Origin of the sequence: Modestobacter sp. VKM Ac-2984, from assembly GCF_026967985.1 — a bacterium.
Classification (GTDB): Bacteria; Actinomycetota; Actinomycetes; order Mycobacteriales; family Geodermatophilaceae; genus Modestobacter.
On the sequence record NZ_JAPVBJ010000003.1, the window covers coordinates 170,376 to 187,196 of the forward strand.

At 74.0% G+C, this 16,821-nt stretch carries 17 protein-coding genes; 9 read left to right on the forward strand and 8 right to left on the reverse strand.

What is annotated here, in order from left to right; genetic code table 11:
- Nucleotides 1-40 precede the first annotated feature (40 nt).
- Nucleotides 41-334 (forward strand): hypothetical protein, encoded by a 294-nt coding sequence (locus O2W16_RS07890; RefSeq protein WP_269158263.1) that lies wholly within the window; start codon nucleotides 41-43, stop codon nucleotides 332-334.
- An 88-nt stretch (nucleotides 335-422) separates the two neighbouring features.
- Here O2W16_RS07890 and O2W16_RS07895 read toward each other — a convergent pair whose 3' ends face one another.
- A complete protein-coding gene (locus O2W16_RS07895) occupies nucleotides 423-830 on the reverse strand; it encodes a four-helix bundle copper-binding protein (protein WP_269158264.1) in 408 nt (135 codons plus the stop codon).
- Nucleotides 831-1,032: 202 nt separating this feature from the next.
- Here O2W16_RS07895 and O2W16_RS07900 point away from each other — a divergent pair, with 202 nt between their 5' ends.
- On the forward strand, nucleotides 1,033-1,710 hold the full coding sequence (locus O2W16_RS07900; RefSeq protein ID WP_269158265.1) for a response regulator: 678 nt from the start codon (nucleotides 1,033-1,035) through the stop codon (nucleotides 1,708-1,710).
- Between the two features lie 28 nt (nucleotides 1,711-1,738).
- Here the strand turns inward: O2W16_RS07900 and O2W16_RS07905 are convergent, their stop codons facing one another.
- Nucleotides 1,739-3,472 carry a GAF domain-containing sensor histidine kinase gene (locus O2W16_RS07905; RefSeq protein ID WP_269158266.1) on the reverse strand — a complete coding sequence of 578 codons (1,734 nt, stop codon included), beginning with the start codon at nucleotides 3,470-3,472 and terminating at the stop codon, nucleotides 1,739-1,741.
- Nucleotides 3,473-3,477: 5 nt separating this feature from the next.
- A complete protein-coding gene (locus O2W16_RS07910; protein WP_269158267.1) occupies nucleotides 3,478-3,942 on the reverse strand; it encodes a pyridoxamine 5'-phosphate oxidase family protein in 465 nt (154 codons plus the stop codon).
- A 218-nt stretch (nucleotides 3,943-4,160) separates the two neighbouring features.
- Between O2W16_RS07910 and O2W16_RS07915 the strand changes: the two genes are divergently transcribed.
- The 5 genes from O2W16_RS07915 to O2W16_RS07935 all read left to right on the forward strand — a co-directional run bounded on the left by O2W16_RS07915 (nucleotide 4,161) and on the right by O2W16_RS07935 (nucleotide 10,272).
- On the forward strand, nucleotides 4,161-5,360 hold the full coding sequence (locus O2W16_RS07915) for an ABC transporter substrate-binding protein (protein ID WP_269158268.1): 1,200 nt from the start codon (nucleotides 4,161-4,163) through the stop codon (nucleotides 5,358-5,360).
- A gap of 100 nt (nucleotides 5,361-5,460) precedes the next feature.
- Nucleotides 5,461-6,330 (forward strand): branched-chain amino acid ABC transporter permease, encoded by an 870-nt coding sequence (locus tag O2W16_RS07920; RefSeq protein WP_269158269.1) that lies wholly within the window; start codon nucleotides 5,461-5,463, stop codon nucleotides 6,328-6,330.
- A 3-nt stretch (nucleotides 6,331-6,333) separates the two neighbouring features.
- Nucleotides 6,334-8,235, forward strand: a complete 1,902-nt coding sequence (locus O2W16_RS07925) for a branched-chain amino acid ABC transporter ATP-binding protein/permease (RefSeq protein WP_269158270.1) — start codon at nucleotides 6,334-6,336, stop codon at nucleotides 8,233-8,235.
- Nucleotides 8,236-8,287: 52 nt separating this feature from the next.
- On the forward strand, nucleotides 8,288-9,076 hold the full coding sequence (locus O2W16_RS07930) for an ABC transporter ATP-binding protein (RefSeq protein WP_269158271.1): 789 nt from the start codon (nucleotides 8,288-8,290) through the stop codon (nucleotides 9,074-9,076).
- Entirely contained in the window at nucleotides 9,073-10,272 is a 1,200-nt protein-coding gene (locus O2W16_RS07935) for an alpha-hydroxy acid oxidase (protein WP_269158272.1), read from the forward strand. The genes O2W16_RS07930 and O2W16_RS07935 overlap by 4 nt, the downstream gene beginning before the upstream one ends.
- A 22-nt stretch (nucleotides 10,273-10,294) precedes the next feature.
- Here the strand turns inward: O2W16_RS07935 and O2W16_RS07940 are convergent, their stop codons facing one another.
- The 4 genes from O2W16_RS07940 to pdhA all read right to left on the reverse strand — a co-directional run bounded on the left by O2W16_RS07940 (nucleotide 10,295) and on the right by pdhA (nucleotide 14,304).
- A complete protein-coding gene (locus O2W16_RS07940) occupies nucleotides 10,295-10,720 on the reverse strand; it encodes a thioesterase family protein (protein WP_269158273.1) in 426 nt (141 codons plus the stop codon).
- Between the two features lie 74 nt (nucleotides 10,721-10,794).
- On the reverse strand, nucleotides 10,795-12,186 hold the full coding sequence (locus O2W16_RS07945; protein ID WP_269158274.1) for a dihydrolipoamide acetyltransferase family protein: 1,392 nt from the start codon (nucleotides 12,184-12,186) through the stop codon (nucleotides 10,795-10,797).
- Nucleotides 12,183-13,211: an alpha-ketoacid dehydrogenase subunit beta gene (locus O2W16_RS07950; protein ID WP_269158275.1), complete on the reverse strand. Its 1,029-nt coding sequence runs from the start codon at nucleotides 13,209-13,211 to the stop codon at nucleotides 12,183-12,185. Before O2W16_RS07950 ends, O2W16_RS07945 begins: the two co-directional genes overlap by 4 nt.
- Nucleotide 13,212: 1 nt before the next feature.
- A complete protein-coding gene (gene pdhA / locus O2W16_RS07955) occupies nucleotides 13,213-14,304 on the reverse strand; it encodes a pyruvate dehydrogenase (acetyl-transferring) E1 component subunit alpha (RefSeq protein WP_269158276.1) in 1,092 nt (363 codons plus the stop codon).
- Between the two features lie 131 nt (nucleotides 14,305-14,435).
- Here pdhA and O2W16_RS07960 point away from each other — a divergent pair, with 131 nt between their 5' ends.
- Both O2W16_RS07960 and O2W16_RS07965 read left to right on the forward strand, forming a co-directional pair.
- Entirely contained in the window at nucleotides 14,436-14,891 is a 456-nt protein-coding gene (locus O2W16_RS07960; RefSeq protein ID WP_269158277.1) for an Lrp/AsnC family transcriptional regulator, read from the forward strand.
- A 121-nt stretch (nucleotides 14,892-15,012) separates the two neighbouring features.
- Complete coding sequence (locus tag O2W16_RS07965) at nucleotides 15,013-15,237, forward strand: hypothetical protein (RefSeq protein ID WP_269158278.1); 225 nt, start codon at nucleotides 15,013-15,015, stop codon at nucleotides 15,235-15,237.
- Between the two features lie 27 nt (nucleotides 15,238-15,264).
- Here O2W16_RS07965 and O2W16_RS07970 read toward each other — a convergent pair whose 3' ends face one another.
- Nucleotides 15,265-16,668: a short-chain fatty acid transporter gene (locus O2W16_RS07970; RefSeq protein ID WP_269158279.1), complete on the reverse strand. Its 1,404-nt coding sequence runs from the start codon at nucleotides 16,666-16,668 to the stop codon at nucleotides 15,265-15,267.
- Between the last annotated feature and the right edge of the window lie 153 nt (nucleotides 16,669-16,821).

Below are 16,821 nucleotides of genomic sequence, written 5' to 3' on the forward strand. Positions count from 1 at the left end.
GGGGTATCGCAGACCCGGTGTCGTCACTCAGGGTGTGCGCATGGTCTCCGTGTGGATCCTGTCCTTGCACAACCTCCACTGCCCCGAGTGCGAGACCCGGCTGATCGAGCGGGCCGGCCGGTTCGAGGTCCCCGGCCGTCCGCGCCCGGTGCTCGTCGGCGAGGTCGGCACGCTGTGCTGCCGGGGCGGGCACCCGCTGCCCAGCCGGCAGGAGCTGTACGCACACCGCGAAGAGCGCGGCCACGCCCGGACGGCGGCCGTCCGGGAGGTCGCGCCGCCCACGTCCACCGACGTCCAGCTGGTGGCGGCCGGTGCGCCGCTGGCCGACGCGTGAGCCGGCTGTGAGCCTGACGCAGGAGCCGGCTGCGCCCCTGTCGATCGCCCGATCCTGACCGTCCCCGGCCGGCGGCGTGCCCGGCCGGTCAGCCCAGGGAGCTGATCAGCTCGCGGCAGGCCTGCTCGCAGCGCCGGCAGGACTCCGCACAGACCCGGCAGTGCTCGTGCATCTCGGCGTGGCCGCTGCACTCGTCGCCGCAGGCCTTGCAGGCGGCCGCACAGGCCTCCAGGACCGCCCGGGTCAGGTTGGCGTCGTAACCGGTGTGCCGGGACAGCACCCGCCCGGTGGCCTCGCAGACGTCGGCGCAGTCCAGGTTGGTCCGGATGCACTTCCGCAGATCGGCGACCATGTCCTCGGCCAGGCAGGCGTCCGCGCACGCGGTGCACGCCTGCGCACACTCCAGGCACGCCTCGATGCAGGCGATGAGCTTCTCCCGGTCGACGCCCCCGAGGTCCTGCGGGTACGTCTCCAGCATCTGGGCTGCTGCGGTCATGTCGAGTCCTCCCGTCGTCCGGGCGGCCGGTTGCCGCCAGGCGTTCCGCTCCGCCTACCCACCGCGGACGACGTGGTCACGTGCGTCATGGAGTCGTGATCCGGCACCGCCTAGATTCGCTCCCGGAGGCGTGCGTCGGAGTGCGCCGGCAACGACGAACCAGCCGCGTCGCCAGGACCCGGCAGAGAGCACGAGGTACCGCGTGACCACGGACGCTGCGTCCGGCCCCATCCGGGTCTTCCTGCTCGACGACCACGAGATCGTCCGGCGCGGTGTCGCCGACGTGCTGGAGACCGACCCGGGCATCACGGTCGTGGGCGAGGCGAAGAACGCCGCCGAGGCGTTGGCCCGGGTGCCGGCGCTGCGCCCGGACGTCGCCGTCCTGGACGTGCGGCTGCCCGACGGTGACGGCGTCTCGGTCTGCCGGGAGCTGCGGTCCCGGCTGCCGGACCTGAAGGCGGTGATGCTGACCAGCTACAGCGACGACGAGGCGCTGTTCGAGGCGATCATGGCCGGCGCCTCGGGCTACCTGCTGAAGCAGATCCTGGGGCAGGACCTGGTCAGCGCGGTGCGCACGGTGGCCGCCGGTGGGTCGCTGCTCGACCCGGCCGCGGCGGCGGCGGTCATGCAGCGGATGCGCCGGGCCACCGAGCCCAGCGGTCCGCTGGCCAAGCTCAGCGACCAGGAGCGCACGGTGCTGGAGCTGATCGGGGAGGGGCTGACCAACCGGCAGATCGGCGAGCGGATGTTCCTGGCCGAGAAGACGATCAAGAACTACGTGTCCCACCTGCTGGCCAAGCTGGGGCTGGAGCGGCGGACCCAGGCCGCGATCCTGGCCACCGAGCTCCGTCGCCCGGGCCCGGCGGCGTCCCGCGGCTGACCCGGGGGCGCGCCAGTCGTCGTGACGGTCAGGGCAGCGGGACGTGCCAGCGGACGAGCGTGCCCCCCTCGGGCAGCGGCTGGACCACCGACTCCCCGCCCCGCAGCCGGGCCCGGTCGGCCAGGTTGCGCAGGCCGCTGCAGGCCACGGTCGGGTCGATGCCGCGGCCGTCGTCCCGGACCTCGACGACGACGGTGTCGGCGACGTCCAGGGTGACGGTGACGTGCCGGGCGCCGGCGTGCCGGGCGGCGTTGCTGACCCCCTCCCGGACGACGGCGGTGACGTCGAGGGCCAGGTCGCCGGTGACGAGGCTGTCGACCGCGCCCGACATCCGCACGGTCGACTCCAGGTGCTCGCCGGCGGTCTCGGTCACGATGTCCAGCACCTGCCGGCGCAGGCTCTCGGAGTGGTCGGCGCCGTCGGTGGTGTGCAGGTCGAAGATCGTGGTGCGGATGTCGCGGACGGTCTCGTCGAGCTGGTCGACCACCTGGCGCAGCCGCTGCCCGACGACGTCGTCCTGCACGCGGGTGGCTGCCGCCTGCAGGCTGAGACCGGCCGCGAACAGCCGCTGGATGACGTGGTCGTGCAGGTCGCGGGCGATCCGGTCCCGGTCCTCGTAGACGTCCAGCCGCCGGGCGACCTGCTGACGGGCCGCCATGTCGAGGGCGAGCGCCACCTGGTCGGCGAACTCGCCGATCAGTGGTCCGATGGTGGGGTCGAACCCGGGGCGGCCACCGCGGCGGGCGGCGATCACCACCGCGGCCTGGGCGTCCGTGCCGGGCAACAGCACGCCGATCCCGGGGCCCCAGGGGGCGGCATCGGGACCACCGAGCGGGGAGCCGGCCAGGTCGACGGGGGTCAGCGCGCGCGGGCCGGCGGCCGGCTGCCGGGTGGGTGCGTCCGCGAGGTGCAGGCGGTGCCCGACGACGTCGGCGAGCTCCGCGCCGGACTGCGCCTGCACCTCGTAGCTGCCGTCCACCGGGTCGGGGCCGGACACCAGCCAGGCGCCGTCCGCCGCGGTCAGCTCGGCGACCCGGTCGACGACCAGCTGCAGCGCCTGCTCCGGTGCCAGCCCGCCCAGCAGCGTGGAGCGGATGTCGGCGACCGCGGTGAGCCAGCGCCGGCGGACCTCGCCCTCCGCGTAGAGCCGGGCGTTGTCGATCGCGATGCCGGCGGCTCCGGCCAGGGCCACCAGCACAGCCTGGTCCTCGTGGGTGAAGTGGCCGCCGCCGTGCTTCTCGGTCATGTAGAGGTTGCCGAAGACCGTGCCGCGGACCAGCACGGGCACGCCGAGGAAGGTGCGCATCGGCGGGTGCCCGGGTGGGAGGCCCACCGAGGACGGGTGGTCGCCGAGGTCGGCGATGCGCAGCGCGTGCGGGTCGGTGATCAGCTGGCCCAGCACGCCCTTGCCCTCGGGCAGGTGGCCCATCCGGGCGCGCGTCTCCTCGTCGATGCCGACGGTGATGAACTGGCCCAGGCCGCCCTCCGGCCGCAGCACGCCGAGGGCGCCGTACTCGGCGTCGACCAGCCGGGCAGCAGCCTCGACGATCTGGCGGAGGGTGGTGTCCAGGTCCAGGCCGGCGGATACGCTGAGGAAGGCGTCCAGGAGGTCCTGCACCCGGGCCTGGGTGCGGGCCACCGTGGACAGCCGGTCCTGCACCTCCTCGAGCAGCTCGGTGAGCCGCATCGCCGCCAGCGGGGAGGCGGCGTCGGTGCCGCGCGGTGCGTCCGGGGAAAGCGGTGTCGTTCCGTCCTCGCTCATCCTCCTCAGCTTGGCAGGCCCACCCCGGCCGGGGACAGGCCCGGCGTCGTCGCCGGGCGGTGTCCGATCCGCCGGCCGCGCACCAGCCCCACCTGGACCCCGACATAGCAGTGCACACCCGAGGGGACCCACGGGCCGACCCCGAGGCTGTCGAGACGGCGGACCTCGGCCGGGTCGGTGATCAGCCGGGACGGGCCCACCACGGTGACGTTCCAGCCGGTGCGGGTCTCCACGTCGACCTGGTCGACCTCGAACGCCACCACGGCGCCCCGGCTGGCCGCGGCGACGGCGCTGCCCGGGTGGGTGGGGACGTAGATCTCCCGGTCGCCGCGGGTGAAGGTGACCGGCTGGACCGCGGGCAGCGCGCCCTCGGTGAAGGCGATCCTGCCGATCGGTGCCGTGTCCAGCAGGCGCAGGCACTCGGCCTCGTCCAGGACCTGTACGTCGCGGTCGTCGTCCAGGGTGTCCACCGGGCCTCCTCGGGGTCAGTGCTGAGGCCGGTCTCCGGGCCTGCCGTCCTGGCCCATCGTCCGGCGCCGGGCCGATCGCCGCCGGTGTCCTTGGTCCTCTCCTGGCCGCGGTCGGGCCGCAGCGCGGCGATGCTTGTGATCGGCACCACAAGGTGGCTAGCCTGTGGCGGACTTCGAACAGAGCGCTCGACATTCGAGCTGCGGTCAAAGGAGACCTCATGGGACGAAGGACCGCGACCACGCGTACCGCCGCACTGCTGGCGGCGATGACCCTCAGCCTGGCGGCCTGCGCCGAGTCCGAGGAGGGCGGTGGTGGGGGCGGCGCCACCGCCGACGAGACGGGCCCGATCAAGATCGGTGCCGTGCTCGACATCACCGGCGCCGGGGCGTCGCTGGGCGTGCCGGAACGCCAGGCCCTGGAGCTGCTCGCCGGGCAGTTGGAGGAGGAGGGCGGCATCGACGGCCGCGAGGTCGAGCTGATCATCGAGGACAACCAGTCCACCGAGGACGGCGCCGCCAAGGCGATGAACAAGCTGGTCAACGAGGACGAGGTCGACATCGTCCTGGGCGCCAGCCGCACCGGCCCCAGCCTGGCGATGCGGCCGATCGCGGAGTCCACCGAGACGCCGATGATCTCCCTGGCCGCGAACCAGGCGATCGTCGAGGACTCGGAGTGGGTCTTCAAGACCGCCCAGAACGACCGGGTCGTCATCGAGCGCATGATCGACTACATGGCCGAGCAGGGCTGGAGCACCATCGGCCTGGCCCGCGACGCCTCCGGTTTCGGCGAGGGCGTCGCCGAGATGTTCGACGAGATCGGCGCGGAGAAGGGCATCTCCGTCGTCGCGACGGAGAAGTTCGCCCCGGACGCGACCGACTTCACCGCGCAGATGGTGAACCTGCGCGACGCCGGTGCCGACGTCAACGTGATCTGGGGGATCCCGCCGGCCGCCGGTCTGGCGCAGCGGGCCTACGACCAGCTGGGCATCGAGACGCCGGTGATGCAGAGCCACGGCATCGGCAACCAGGTGTTCCTGGACACCGCCGGGGACGCCGCCGAGGGCATGGTCGCGCCGCTGGGCCGGCTCGTCGTCGCCGAGCAGCTGCCCGAGGACGACCCGCAGAAGGAGATCATCACCACCTTCATCGACGACTACACCGCTGAGTTCGGGGCCGGTCCGTCCACCTTCTCCGGGCACGCCTACGACGCCTGGCAGCTGGCCGTCGACGCCCTGCGCGAGGAGGGCACCGACCCCCAGGCCATCCGCGACCACCTGGAGGGCATCACCGACTTCACCGGCATCAGCGGGGTCTTCACGATGACCCCGGAGGACCACGCGGGGCTGTCGAAGGAGGCCCTCGCGCTGGTCACCGTGGAAGACGGTCAGTGGCAGCTGGTCCCGGACCAGGGCGACTGACGCCCGCCGTGAGCGTCGTCGCCAGGTCCTGCAGGGGGCTGTTGCCCCTGGTCCCGCCCGTCGGCGGGTGCCCTGCGGACAGCGGTGAGGTGGTGGGTCGGTGACCGACCTGCTGCAGCTGCTGTTCGCCGGGCTCAGCCAGGGTGCGGTCTACGCACTCGTCGCCATCGGCTTCGTGGCGATCTTCACCGTCAGCGGGGTCATCAACCTGGCCCAGGGCGAGTTCGCCGCCCTGGCCGGGCTGGTGGCCATCTCCGCGGTGGGCAGCGGGCTGCCGCTGCTCGCCGCGGTGGTGCTCGCCGTGGTCTCGGTCGCCCTGGTGGCCGTGATCATGGAGCGGCTGGTCATCTTCCCGGTCAAGCGGATGACGACCCTGGTGTCGCTGATCCTCACGCTGGGCGTCTCGACCGGGCTCAAGGCCCTGATGCTGCTGGTCTACGGACCGAACGCGGAGGGGCTGACCCCGCTGACCCCCGGCGGGTTCTCCCTAGGCGGGGTGAGCATCCGCTACCAGGAGCTGTGGATCCTGCTGATCGCCGGGGTGGTCTCTCTGGCGGTCTACTGGTTCTACGAGCGGACCCTGGCCGGCAAGTCGCTGCGTGCCTGCGCCGAGCAGCCGGTGGCCGCCCGGCTCGTCGGCATCTCGCTGACCAAGGCGTCGCTGCTGAGCTTCCTGATCGCCGGGACCGTCGGGGCGATCGCCGGTGTGCTGGCCAGCCCGATCTACTTCACGTCCTGGGAGTCCGGGCTCACCCTCGGGCTCAAGGGCTTCGTCGCCGCCACCCTGGGCGGGCTGATCTCGGTACGGGGCGCCGTGCTCGGCGGGCTCCTGCTCGGCGTGCTCGAAACGCTCACCGCCGGCTACATCAGCACCGGCCTGCGGGACGCGGTGGCCTTCCTGCTCCTCATCATCGTGCTCGTCGCCCGGCCCGCCGGGATCTTCGGGCGTACCGCGGAAGCGAGGGTCTGACCCGTGACCCGTCGACTGCCCCGCATCGGGGCCCACCGTCGCCGCAGCCGGCGCGGCGACGTCATCGGCATCGCCGTCGTCGCGCTGCTCATGCTGGCGCTGCCCCTGGTCGCCTCCTCCAGCGTCATCAACGTCGGGGTGTACGCGCTCATCTACGCCCTGGCCGCGCTCGGGCTCTCGCTGCTGATGGGTCTCGCCGGCCAGGTCAGCCTCGGGCAGGCGGGCTTCTTCGCGATCGGGGCCTACACGCAGGCCGTGCTGGTCACCAAGTACGAGTGGAGCGGGCTGCCGGCGTCGGTGCTGGCGGTGGCGGTGACGATGACGGCGGCGCTGCTGGTCGGGCTGCCCCTGCTGCGGCTGCGGGGCCACTACCTCGCCCTGGCCACCCTCGGCTTCGGCGTGATCGTCACCGTGCTGGCGACCGAGTCCGACTTCCTGGGCGCCACCTCGGGCATCTTCGGCATCACCAAGCCGGAGATGAACGGTCGCACGTACAACTCACCGACCGAGTACTACCTGCTGCTGGTCCCGGTGGTGCTGCTCGGCCTGTGGCTGGCCCGCAACATCGTGGAGAGCCGCATCGGCCGCGCGCTCGGCGCCGTCAACGACTCCGAGGTGGCCGCCGAGTCCCTCGGGGTGGACACCTTCCGGCTGCGGGTCCAGGTCTTCGTGCTCTCGGCCGCCTACGCCAGCGTCGCCGGGACGGCGTTCGCCCACTGGCTCGGGGTGATCAACCCGAATGCGGCGAACTTCCCGCTGTCGGTGAAGTTCCTGCTGATGGCGGTGCTCGGCGGGGTGGGCAGCGTCTACGGCGCGGTCGTCGGGGCCTTCGCCGTCGAGGGGCTGGACGACGGGCTGCGCCGGCTGATCCCGGAGCTGCTGCCCGGCGCGGTCGGTGAGGTGCAGCTGATCGGGTTCGGCATCCTGCTCACCACGATCATGATCTTCCTGCCCGGCGGCCTGCACCAGCTGTGGACCGGGGCCCGCCGACGGATGGCCGGCGACACCTCCGCCCCCGACCCCGAGGACGAGGGGGAGGCACGGCTGGAGCCGGTGGCCGACGACGTCCCGCTGCTCGCGCGGGAAGGGCGGCCGGCCCCGGGCACGCCGCTGCTGGAGGTGCGCGGGCTGACCAAGCGCTTCGGCGGGGTCACCGCCGTCGACGACTTCGACCTGACGGTGGCAGCCGGGGAGATCGTGGCGCTGATCGGGCCCAACGGTGCCGGCAAGACCACTGCCTTCAACATGATCAGCGGTGCGGTGACCCCGACCGCGGGTGAGGTCACCATGGCCGGCACCCGGGTGGAGGGGCGCAAGCCGCACGTGTTCGCCCGGGCCGGGGCCACCCGCACGTTCCAGAACCTGCAGATCTTCGCCTCGGCGACGGTCCTGGGGAACGTGATGGTCGGCCGGCACCTGCGCAGCCGTTCCGGGATGCTCGGGGCCGCGCTGGTGCTGCCGGCCCGACGCGAGGAGCGCGCCGTGGAGGAGTCCGCGCGGGAGCTGCTGGACCTGCTCGGGCTGGGCGAGGACGCCGACCGCCTGGCGGTCGACCTGCCCTTCGGCCGGCAGCGGCTGGTCGAGATCGCCCGGGCGCTGGCCCTGGACCCCGACCTGCTGCTGCTGGACGAGCCGATGGCCGGCCTCTCCGGCACCGAGCGGCGCGAGCTGGCCCGGTTGCTGCGCCGGCTCCGCGCCGGGGGCATGGCGATCGTCCTGGTCGAGCACGACGTGGAGGCGGTGCTCGCCCTCGCCGACCGGGTCGCCGTGCTGGAGGACGGCGTCCGGATCGCGCTCGGCACGCCCGACGAGGTGCGGCACGACCCGGCGGTGCTGGCGGCCTACCTGGGCGTCGAGCCGGAGGACGGCGCCGCGACCGCGGTCGCCGAGGCGGGCGCCCCGTGAGCCGGCCGGTCACGGACGGACCGGCCCACCCGGTCCCCGAGGAGGGACGGTCATGAGCCTGGAGGTCCGGGGACTGCACGCCGGGTACGGCCGGTTGGCCGTGCTGCACGGCATCGACCTGACCGCGGGGGAGGGCGAGCTGGTCGCCGTCATCGGCGCGAACGGGGCAGGCAAGTCGACGCTGCTGCGGGCGCTGTCCGGGCTGCTGCCGGTCACCTCCGGGACGGTGCACCTGGCCGGCACGGACGTGACCGGCTACGGGCCGGAGAAGCTGGCCCGCACCGGGCTGGCGCACGTGCCGGAGAACCGGCTGGTGTTCCCGTCGCTGAGCGTCGCCGACAACCTGGTGCTGGGTGGCTACACCCGGCGGCGGGGGCCGGCGTCCGCCCGGAAGGAGGCCCGCGACCGGGCGATGGCGCTGTTCCCGCGGCTGGAGCCGCGGCTGGAGCAGGCGGCCGGCACGCTGTCCGGCGGCGAGCAGCAGATGCTGGCGATCGCCCGCGGGCTGATGGCCCAGCCGCGGGTGCTGGTGCTGGACGAGCCCAGCGTCGGGCTGGCGCCGCGGCTGGTGGGGGAGATCTTCTCCGCCCTCGGCAAGCTCCGGGACGACGGGCTGACCCTCGTCGTCGTGGAGCAGAACGCCCGGGCCGCCTTCGCCGTCGCCGACCGGGTCTCGGTGATGGACCGCGGGCGGGTGGTGCTGGAGGGCGACCCGGCCGCGCTGTCGACCGACCCGCGGGTGTCCGGCGGCTTCCTCGGCGGCGGTTTCGCCGCGGACGCCGACGCAACGACCGAGGCGGCACCCGCCACCGGCGCGACGCGGGCGGCCGACCGGCGGTGACCCCGGCGGAGATGGTCGCGCTGCTGCGCGTGCAGCGGCCGGAGCTGGACGGCGACCGGCGCCGGCTGGCCCGCTGCCACACGGTGGCGGACCTGCGGACGACGGCCCGCCGGCGGCTGCCGCGCGCGGTCTTCGACTACGTCGACGGCGCGGCCGAGGACGAGGTGACGATGCGTCGCAACCGCACCGCCTTCGACGAGTGGGAGCTGGTGCCCTCGGTGCTCTGCGACGTCGGGGAGGTCGAGCTCGGCACCGAGGTGCTCGGTGCCCGCTCGGCCCTGCCGCTGGTGCTGGGCCCGACCGGGTTCACCCGGATGGTCCACCCGGACGGCGAGCTGGCGGTGGCCCGGGCGGCCGCGGCCCGCGGCATCCCCTACACCGCCGCCACCTTGGGCACGACGTCGCTGGAGGACATCGCCGCCGCGGGCAGCCCGCCGCAGTGGTTCCAGCTCTACGTCTGGCGGGACCGCGGGCTGTGCAAGGAGCTGATCAGCCGGGCCCGGGAGGCCGGGTACCGCGCGCTGGTGCTGACCGTGGACACCCCGGTGCCCGGGGCGCGGGAGCGTGACCTGCGCAACGGGCTGACCATCCCGCCGGAGCTCGGCCTGCGCACGCTGGCCGACGGCGCCCGGCGGCCGCACTGGTGGTGGGGGCTGCTGCGTTCGGAGGCGGTCACCTTCGCCAACGTGCGGCACGTGGCCGGCGGGCCGCAGGCGGTGATGGAGTTCGTGGGCCGGCAGTTCGACCCGACCGTGACCTGGGACGACATCGAGCGGATGGTCGAGGCGTGGGGCGGGCCGTTCGTGGTCAAGGGCGTGCTGACCGCGGCCGACGCCCGGCGGGCCGCGGCGGCCGGGGTGGACGCCGTCGTGGTGTCCAACCACGGTGGCCGCCAGCTGGACCACGTGGGGGCGACGCTCACGGCGCTGACCGAGGTCGTGGACGCCGTCGGCGACGACCTGGAGGTGCTGGTCGACTCGGGGTTCCGGCGGGGCACCGACATCGCCACGGCGCTCGCCCTGGGCGCCCGCGCGGTGCTGCTGGGGCGGCCGCAGCTGTACGGGCTGGCCGTCGCGGGTCAGGCCGGCGTCGAGCGGGCGGTCGACCTGCTGGCCGCCGAGCTGCGCCGGGCGCTGCAGCTGCTCGGGGTCACCGACGTCGCGCAGCTCGACCGCTCGGTGCTGCGCCGCCGCTGAGCCCGGGGCCGGGCGTGGCTGCTCAGCCCCGGGCTGCCCGCGCGGCCGGGCCGATCCGCTGCTCCAGCAGCTCCTCGGGCAGCACCACCTGCACCGTCGTCCCGCGGCCGAGCTCCCGGCCCCGGGCGTCGGTGGCCGTGCACGCGCAGGTGAGCCGGTTGCCCGACACCTCCGTGCAGCGGGCCGTCACCGAGACGGTGTCGCCGACCCAGCTGGGTCCCAGGTGCTCCACCGCCACCGACCGGCCGATCCCCGCCTGGCCGGGCTCGAGGTGCTGGAGCAGCAGCTTGCGGCCGGCCTCCTCGAAGTGCTTGGCCATGCTGTAGGTCGCGTAGACCGGGTGCACCGGGCCGAGTTCGTCGAAGTGCACGGTGAGCTCGGGGGTGACGACGACGTCCAGCGTCGCGGTCGCCCCCACGGGGACGGTGAGCACGGGGGTGTCGGCCACGGGGCCCTCCTCGGGCGGCGGGGCCGGCGGGGACCCGGAGGTCCCCGCCGGGCGGGTGGGCAGCGGTCGGCCGGTCACAGCCGGGGGATGGCCGACGCGGGGTCCTCGATCGCGTCGGCCACCGCCCGGATGAACCCCGAGGCGGTGCCGCCGTCGCAGACCCGGTGGTCGAAGACGAACGACATCTGGGTGATCTTCCGGACCACGATCTCCCCGTCGACCACCCACGGCCGGTCGAGGATGCGGCCGAAGCCCAGGATCGCCACCTGCGGGTGGTTGATGATCGCGGCGCTGCCGTCGACCCGGAAGCCGCCGTAGTTGTTCAGCGTGAAGGTGCCGGCGGCCAGCTCCTCCGCGCTCGCCTTGCCCTCGCGCGCCCGGGCGGTGAGCGCGCGGATCTCCCGGTCCAGCTGCTCGGTGGTCATCGTGTCGGCCCCCAGCACCGCCGGGACGACGAGCCCGCGGTCGCTCTGCACGGCCAGGCCCAGGTTGACCCGGTCGTGCTCCACGATCTCCTGGCGCTCGGTGTCCAGCCGGGAGTTGAGCACCGGGTACTGGCGCAGGCCGGCGACGACGAAGCGGGCGAGGTAGGCCAGCAGCCCCGGTCCGGGGTCGGTCGCGGTGCGCGCGCTCTCCCGCAGCTGCACCAGCGGGGTGGCGTCCACGTCGACCCAGACGGTCGCCTCGGGGATCTCCGACCGGCTGCGGGACAGCGCGGCCGAGACGGCCCGGCGGAAGCCGTTGAGCGGGATGCGGCGCTCGCCGCCCTCGGCCGCGGCCGGCGCCGGGACCGGCGCGGCCGGTTCGGCGGGGGAGGGCTCGGCGGAGGCCAGCTCGACGTGGGCCCGGGTGATCACCCCGCCGCCGTTGGCCGCGGCCAGACCGTGCAGGTCCACGCCCTTCTCCCGCGCCAGCCGGCGGACCAGCGGGGAGACGACCTGCGGCACCCCACGGGGACCTCCGGACCCCTCAGCGGCGACGGCGACGGGGTCAGGAGCCGGATCGGGAACCGGCTCGAGAGCCGGTGCGGCAGCCGCCGGTGCGGCGGCGGGCTGCCCCGACGACCGTGGGCGGCGTCGTCGACCGGAGCCCGTGCTGGCCGTCGTGCCGTAGCCGATCAGCACGTTGCCCGAGCCGGCCTGCTCCTCTTCCCGGTACACCTCGGCTTCGGGGGAGTCGGCGCCGTCCGGCTGCACCGGCGCGGCGACCGGCGACGGCGCGGACTCGGCCGCGGCCACGGTGATCAGCGGCCGGCCGGTCAGCACGGTGTCGCCCTCAGCGGCGTGCAGCGTGGCCACCCGCCCGGCGAACGGGGTGGGGACGTCGACCACCGACTTCGCCGTCTCGACCTCCACCACGATCTGGTCGACGGCGACGACGTCGCCCTCGGCCACCAGCCAGCGGACCACCTCGACGTCGGTGAGGCCCTCACCCAGGTCGGGCAGCAGGAAGGTCTCCTCGCTCACGACAGGTCCCACTGCAGGTCGTCGACGGCGTCGAGCACCCGGTCGACCCCGGGCAGCTGCAGGTGTTCGAGCTTGGGGGCGGGGAAGGGGATGTCGAAGCCGACCGCCCGGCGGACCGGTGCGGCGAGGGAGTGGAAGCACCGCTCGGTGACCCGGGCGACGATCTCCGAGGCGACGCTGGCGAAGCCGGGGGCCTCGGCGACCACCACGGCCCGCCCGGTGGAGCGCACCGCGGCGCAGACCGTCTCGTCGTCGAACGGCACGATCGAGCGCAGGTCGACCACCTGCAGGCTGCGCCCTTCCTGGGCGGCGACCTCGGCGGCCTCCAGGGCGACCGGGACCGAGGGGCCGTAGGCGATCAGCGTGGCGTCGGTGCCCTCGCGGCGGATCATCGCCCGCCCGATGCCCGGCAGCTCGGCGCCGAGGTCGACCTCCTCCTTGGTCCAGTAGAGCTTCTTGGGCTCCATGAACACGACCGGGTCCGGCGAGGCGATCGCCGCGCGCAGCAGCCGGTGGGCGTCCGCGGCGTTGGACGGGGTGACGACGTGCAGGCCCGGGGTGTGCGCGTAGTAGGCCTCGGAGGAGTCGCAGTGGTGCTCGACCCCGCCGATCCCGCCGGCGTAGGGGATCCGGATGACCATCGGCAGCGAGACCTTGCCCCGGGTGCGGTTGCGCATCTTCGCCACGTGGCTGGTGATCTGCTCGAACGCCGGGTAGGCGAAGGCGTCGAACTGCATCTCCACCACCGGCCGCATGCCGTTCATCGCCATCCCGATGGCCATGCCGACGATCCCGGACTCGGCCAGGGGCGTGTCGAAGCAGCGGGTGTCGCCGAACTCGGCGGTGAGCCCGTCGGTGATCCGGAAGACGCCGCCCAGGGCGCCGACGTCCTCGCCGAAGACGACCACCGAGTCGTCGGCGGCCATCGACTCCCGCAGGGCGCGGTTCAGCGCCTGCGCCATGGTCAGCTTCACGTGCCCGCCGCTCTCGGCAGGGCGGGTGCTCGTCGTCTGGGTGCTGGTCATCTCAGCGGGCGTCCTCTCGGCTCAGCTCGTCGGCCACGACGGCGGCCTGTTCCACCAGCTGGGGGGTCGGGGTGGCGTACACGTGCGCGAACAGCTCGGCCGGCTCCGGGGTGGCGTCCCGGGACAGCTCGGTGCGCATCCGGGCGGCGAGCTGGTCGGCGTCGGCGGTGACCGCGGCCAGTCCGGCGTCGTCGAGCAGGTCGTGCTGGCGCAGCCAGGTCTCCAGCCGGGCCAGCGGGTCGCGCTGCGCCCAGCCGGCCACCTCGTCGTCCTGGCGGTAGCGCCGGGAGTCGTCGGCGTTGGTGTGCGGCTGCATCCGGTAGGTGTGCGCCTCGACGAGCTGCGGGCCCTCGCCGGCCCGGGCCCGGGTCATGGCGGCGCCGAGCACGGCGAGCAGGGCGGCGACGTCGTTGCCGTCGACCCGCTCGCCGGGGACCCCGTAGCCGATGCCCTTGTGCGCCAGCGAGGGGGCGACCGACTGCCGGGCCAGCGGGACCGAGATGGCGTACTGGTTGTTCTGCACCAGGAACACCACCGGCGCCCGGAACACCGCGGCGAAGTTCAGCGCCTCGTGGAAGTCGCCCTCGCTGGTCGCGCCGTCGCCGCACAGCGCGAGCGCGACGGTCGGCTCGCCGCGCAGCCGGGCGGCGTGGGCCACGCCGACCGCGTGCAGCAGCTGGGTCGCCAGCGGGGTCGCCTGGGGAGCGGTCTTGTGCTCGTGCGGGTCGTAGCCGGAGTGCCAGGCGCCCTGCAGCGGGAGGAACGCCTCGGCCACGTCGACGCCCCGCAGCACCACGGCGGCGGTGTCCCGGTAGGTGGGGAAGAGCCAGTCGTCGTCGGTGAGCACCTGGGCGGCGGCCACCTGGCACGCCTCCTGCCCGTGCGAGGAGGGGTAGACGGCGAGCCGGCCCTGGCGGGCGAGGGCGGAGGCCTGGTCGTTGATCCGGCGGGCGGTGGTCAGCCCGGCGAAGGCGCGCAGCAGCGCAGCGTCGTCCGGCAGGTCGCGCGTCGCCTCGGCCACCGTCTGACCGGTCGGGTCGATCAGCTCGACGGGGTGAGGTGACGGCAGGAGGAGATCCAGGTCACGTGTCATGGTGGGATCGTCGTGGAGACGTCATCTGCACGCCAGGACCTGGCCAGATGTGAGATCTTGTCGCGTCGGACCGGCGTTCATCGAGCCAGATGTCCAGTGCCGGACAGCGAAACGCACGGAGGGGGAGACACGTGGCCAGTGGCCTGGACGAGATCGACCGCCGCATCCTCGACGAGCTGACCGCCGACGGCCGGATGCCCATGCGGGCACTGGCCGAGAAGCTGCACATCTCCCGCGCCAACGCCTATGCCCGCGTCGAGCGGCTGCGGACCTCCGGGGTGATCCGGGGCTTCTGTGCCGACGTGGACCCGGTCGCGGCCGGGCTGGGCACGTCGGCCTACGTCACGCTGAACACCCGGCAGGCCGACTGGCGGCACGTCCGGGAACGGCTGCGCGCCCTGCCGGGCATCGCGCACATCGGCCTCGTCGGGGGCGAGTTCGACGTGATCCTGCTGGTGCGGGCGCGGGACAACGCCGACCTGCGGCGGCTGGTGCTCGACGAGATCCAGGGCATGCCCGGGGTGCTGAGCACCCGCACGCTGCTGGTGTTCGAGGAGCCCCCACCGCTGGCCTGCACCCGCGTCTGACGGGCTGGCAGTCCAGCAGCGGTCGGTGGCGTTCCTGCCGCTGGCACTCCGGCGTCGATGGGGTCATCGTGGTGACACGGCACCTCACCCGGGGCGCCGGTCCGGGAGACGGGAGAGCCCGATGGAGCTGTTCCTGTTCCTGGCCCTCGGGGTGCTGGTGTTCCGCACCCTCGGCCGGAGCTCCCGGCCGGAGTCCCCGCGGGCCCGCCCGCGCACCGACACCTGGCTGGACGGCGTGGTCGACACCGTCGCGCAGCTGGCCGGCGACGTCGCCCGCGGGGTGGGCGCCCTCACCCGGCTGGACGCCGCCAACCGGGAACGGCGCGGCCGGTCGCCCTGGAGCTGACCGGCCCCGGCCGGTGCCCGCGGGCCCTCAGGCCAGCACCCCGAGCAGCAGCGTCACCGTGCCGAAGACCAGGCCCGAGGCGATCAGCGTGACCGTCGTGTACCCGAGGATGTCGCGCATCTTCAGCCCGGCGATGGCCAGCACCGGGAGCGCCCAGAACGGCTGGATCATGTTCGTCCACTGGTCGCCGTAGGCGATCGCCATGATCGCGACTGCCGGGTCGACCCCCAGGCTCTGCGCGGCGTCGAGCATGACCGGCCCCTGGACGGCGAACTGCCCGCCGCCGGAGGGGACGAAGAAGTTGACGACGCCGGCGGAGAGGAAGGCGAGCAGCCCGAACGTCGCCGGGGTGGCGATGTCGACGACGGCGTCGGAGAAGACGGCGATCAGGCCCGTCGTCGACATGATCCCCATGATCCCGGCGTACAGCGGGAACTGGAGCAGGATCTCCCCGACGTTGGCGGCGGCGTTCTTCACCAGCGCGATGAGCTCGAACGGGTTGCGGACGAGCAGGAAGATCAGCGCCAGGAACGTCCAGTTGACGATGTCCAGGGTCGCGCTGCCGCCGTCGACGTAGTGGTGCACCAGGTAGGCGACCAGCGCCAGCCCGACCAGGGTGGTGACCAGCCGGCTGCCGTCGACCCGGTCGGCCGGGGTGACCACCTCGTCGTCCAGCGCCACCCCCTCGGCGTCGCGCACGTCGGCCGGGAGCTCGATCACCCGGTCACCGCCGCGGGGAGCGACCGCGGCCAGCGCGAGGCCGACGACCAGGATCGTGGCCACGGCCGCGGTGATGTTCCACCAGGTGAAGATGGTCTCGCTGATCGGGATGGTGCCGCCCAGCGTCTCGGCGAGGAAGGAGTCCTCGGTCGCAGCGGTGAGCGGGCCCGAACCCGAGTAGCCCATGTGCCAGATGACGTAGCCGGAGTACCCGGCGGCCACCAGCAGCGGGAAGTGCAGGCGCTGGCCCCGCTCCCGCCCCTGGACGGCCAGCTCCCGGGCCAGCAGCGCGCCGACGACCAGGCCCAGGCCCCAGGTGATCAGCGAGGCGAGGGCCGCGATCACGAAGACGTAGAGGTAGGCCTGCAGCGGCGTCCGGGGCACGGCGGCCAGCCGGGTGAGCAGCCGCCGCACCGGGCCGGTGTTGGCCAGCGTGTGCCCCAGCAGCAGGATCAGCGCCATCTGGGTCATGAACGCCAGCAGCCCCGAGAGCCCGTCGCCCCAGCCGTCCAGGACGTCGATGGGGCCGGCGTCGGTCAGCAGCAGCGCGAGCGCGGCGACGACGAACGTCAGCACCACGGCGAAGACGAGCGCGCTCGGGATGTAGCGCTCGACGACGGCGTTGACCGGCCGCATCAGCGCAGAGAGGCCGCTCGACCGTCCGGCCTCGCTCTCGGGCCGCTTGGTCGGCGTCCGTGGGGTCCTGGTCATCGCAGGCTCGCTCTCGGGGGGGTCGGGTGGCGGGGCCACGCCGGGATCGGCGGTCAGGGCGCCGGCTGCACGGCGAGGGGGTCCGACGACGGCAGCGGCGACCCAGGGATCTTGGCACCCGCGGGGGCCGCCGCGCGCGTGGTGAGACGGCAG

What these genes read in the sequence shown, in the direction of transcription:
- O2W16_RS07915 (WP_269158268.1), top strand. Translation starts at nt 4,161, where the DNA reads ATGGGACGAAGGACCGCGACCACGCGTACCGCCGCACTGCTGGCGGCG.
- O2W16_RS07950 (WP_269158275.1), bottom strand. Translation starts at nt 13,211, where the DNA reads ATGACCAGCACCCAGACGACGAGCACCCGCCCTGCCGAGAGCGGCGGG.
- O2W16_RS07970 (WP_269158279.1), bottom strand. Translation starts at nt 16,668, where the DNA reads ATGACCAGGACCCCACGGACGCCGACCAAGCGGCCCGAGAGCGAGGCC.
- pdhA (WP_269158276.1), bottom strand. Translation starts at nt 14,304, where the DNA reads ATGACACGTGACCTGGATCTCCTCCTGCCGTCACCTCACCCCGTCGAG.
- O2W16_RS07965 (WP_269158278.1), top strand. Translation starts at nt 15,013, where the DNA reads ATGGAGCTGTTCCTGTTCCTGGCCCTCGGGGTGCTGGTGTTCCGCACC.
- O2W16_RS07930 (WP_269158271.1), top strand. Translation starts at nt 8,288, where the DNA reads ATGAGCCTGGAGGTCCGGGGACTGCACGCCGGGTACGGCCGGTTGGCC.
- O2W16_RS07895 (WP_269158264.1), bottom strand. Translation starts at nt 830, where the DNA reads ATGACCGCAGCAGCCCAGATGCTGGAGACGTACCCGCAGGACCTCGGG.
- O2W16_RS07890 (WP_269158263.1), top strand. Translation starts at nt 41, where the DNA reads ATGGTCTCCGTGTGGATCCTGTCCTTGCACAACCTCCACTGCCCCGAG.
- O2W16_RS07905 (WP_269158266.1), bottom strand. Translation starts at nt 3,472, where the DNA reads ATGAGCGAGGACGGAACGACACCGCTTTCCCCGGACGCACCGCGCGGC.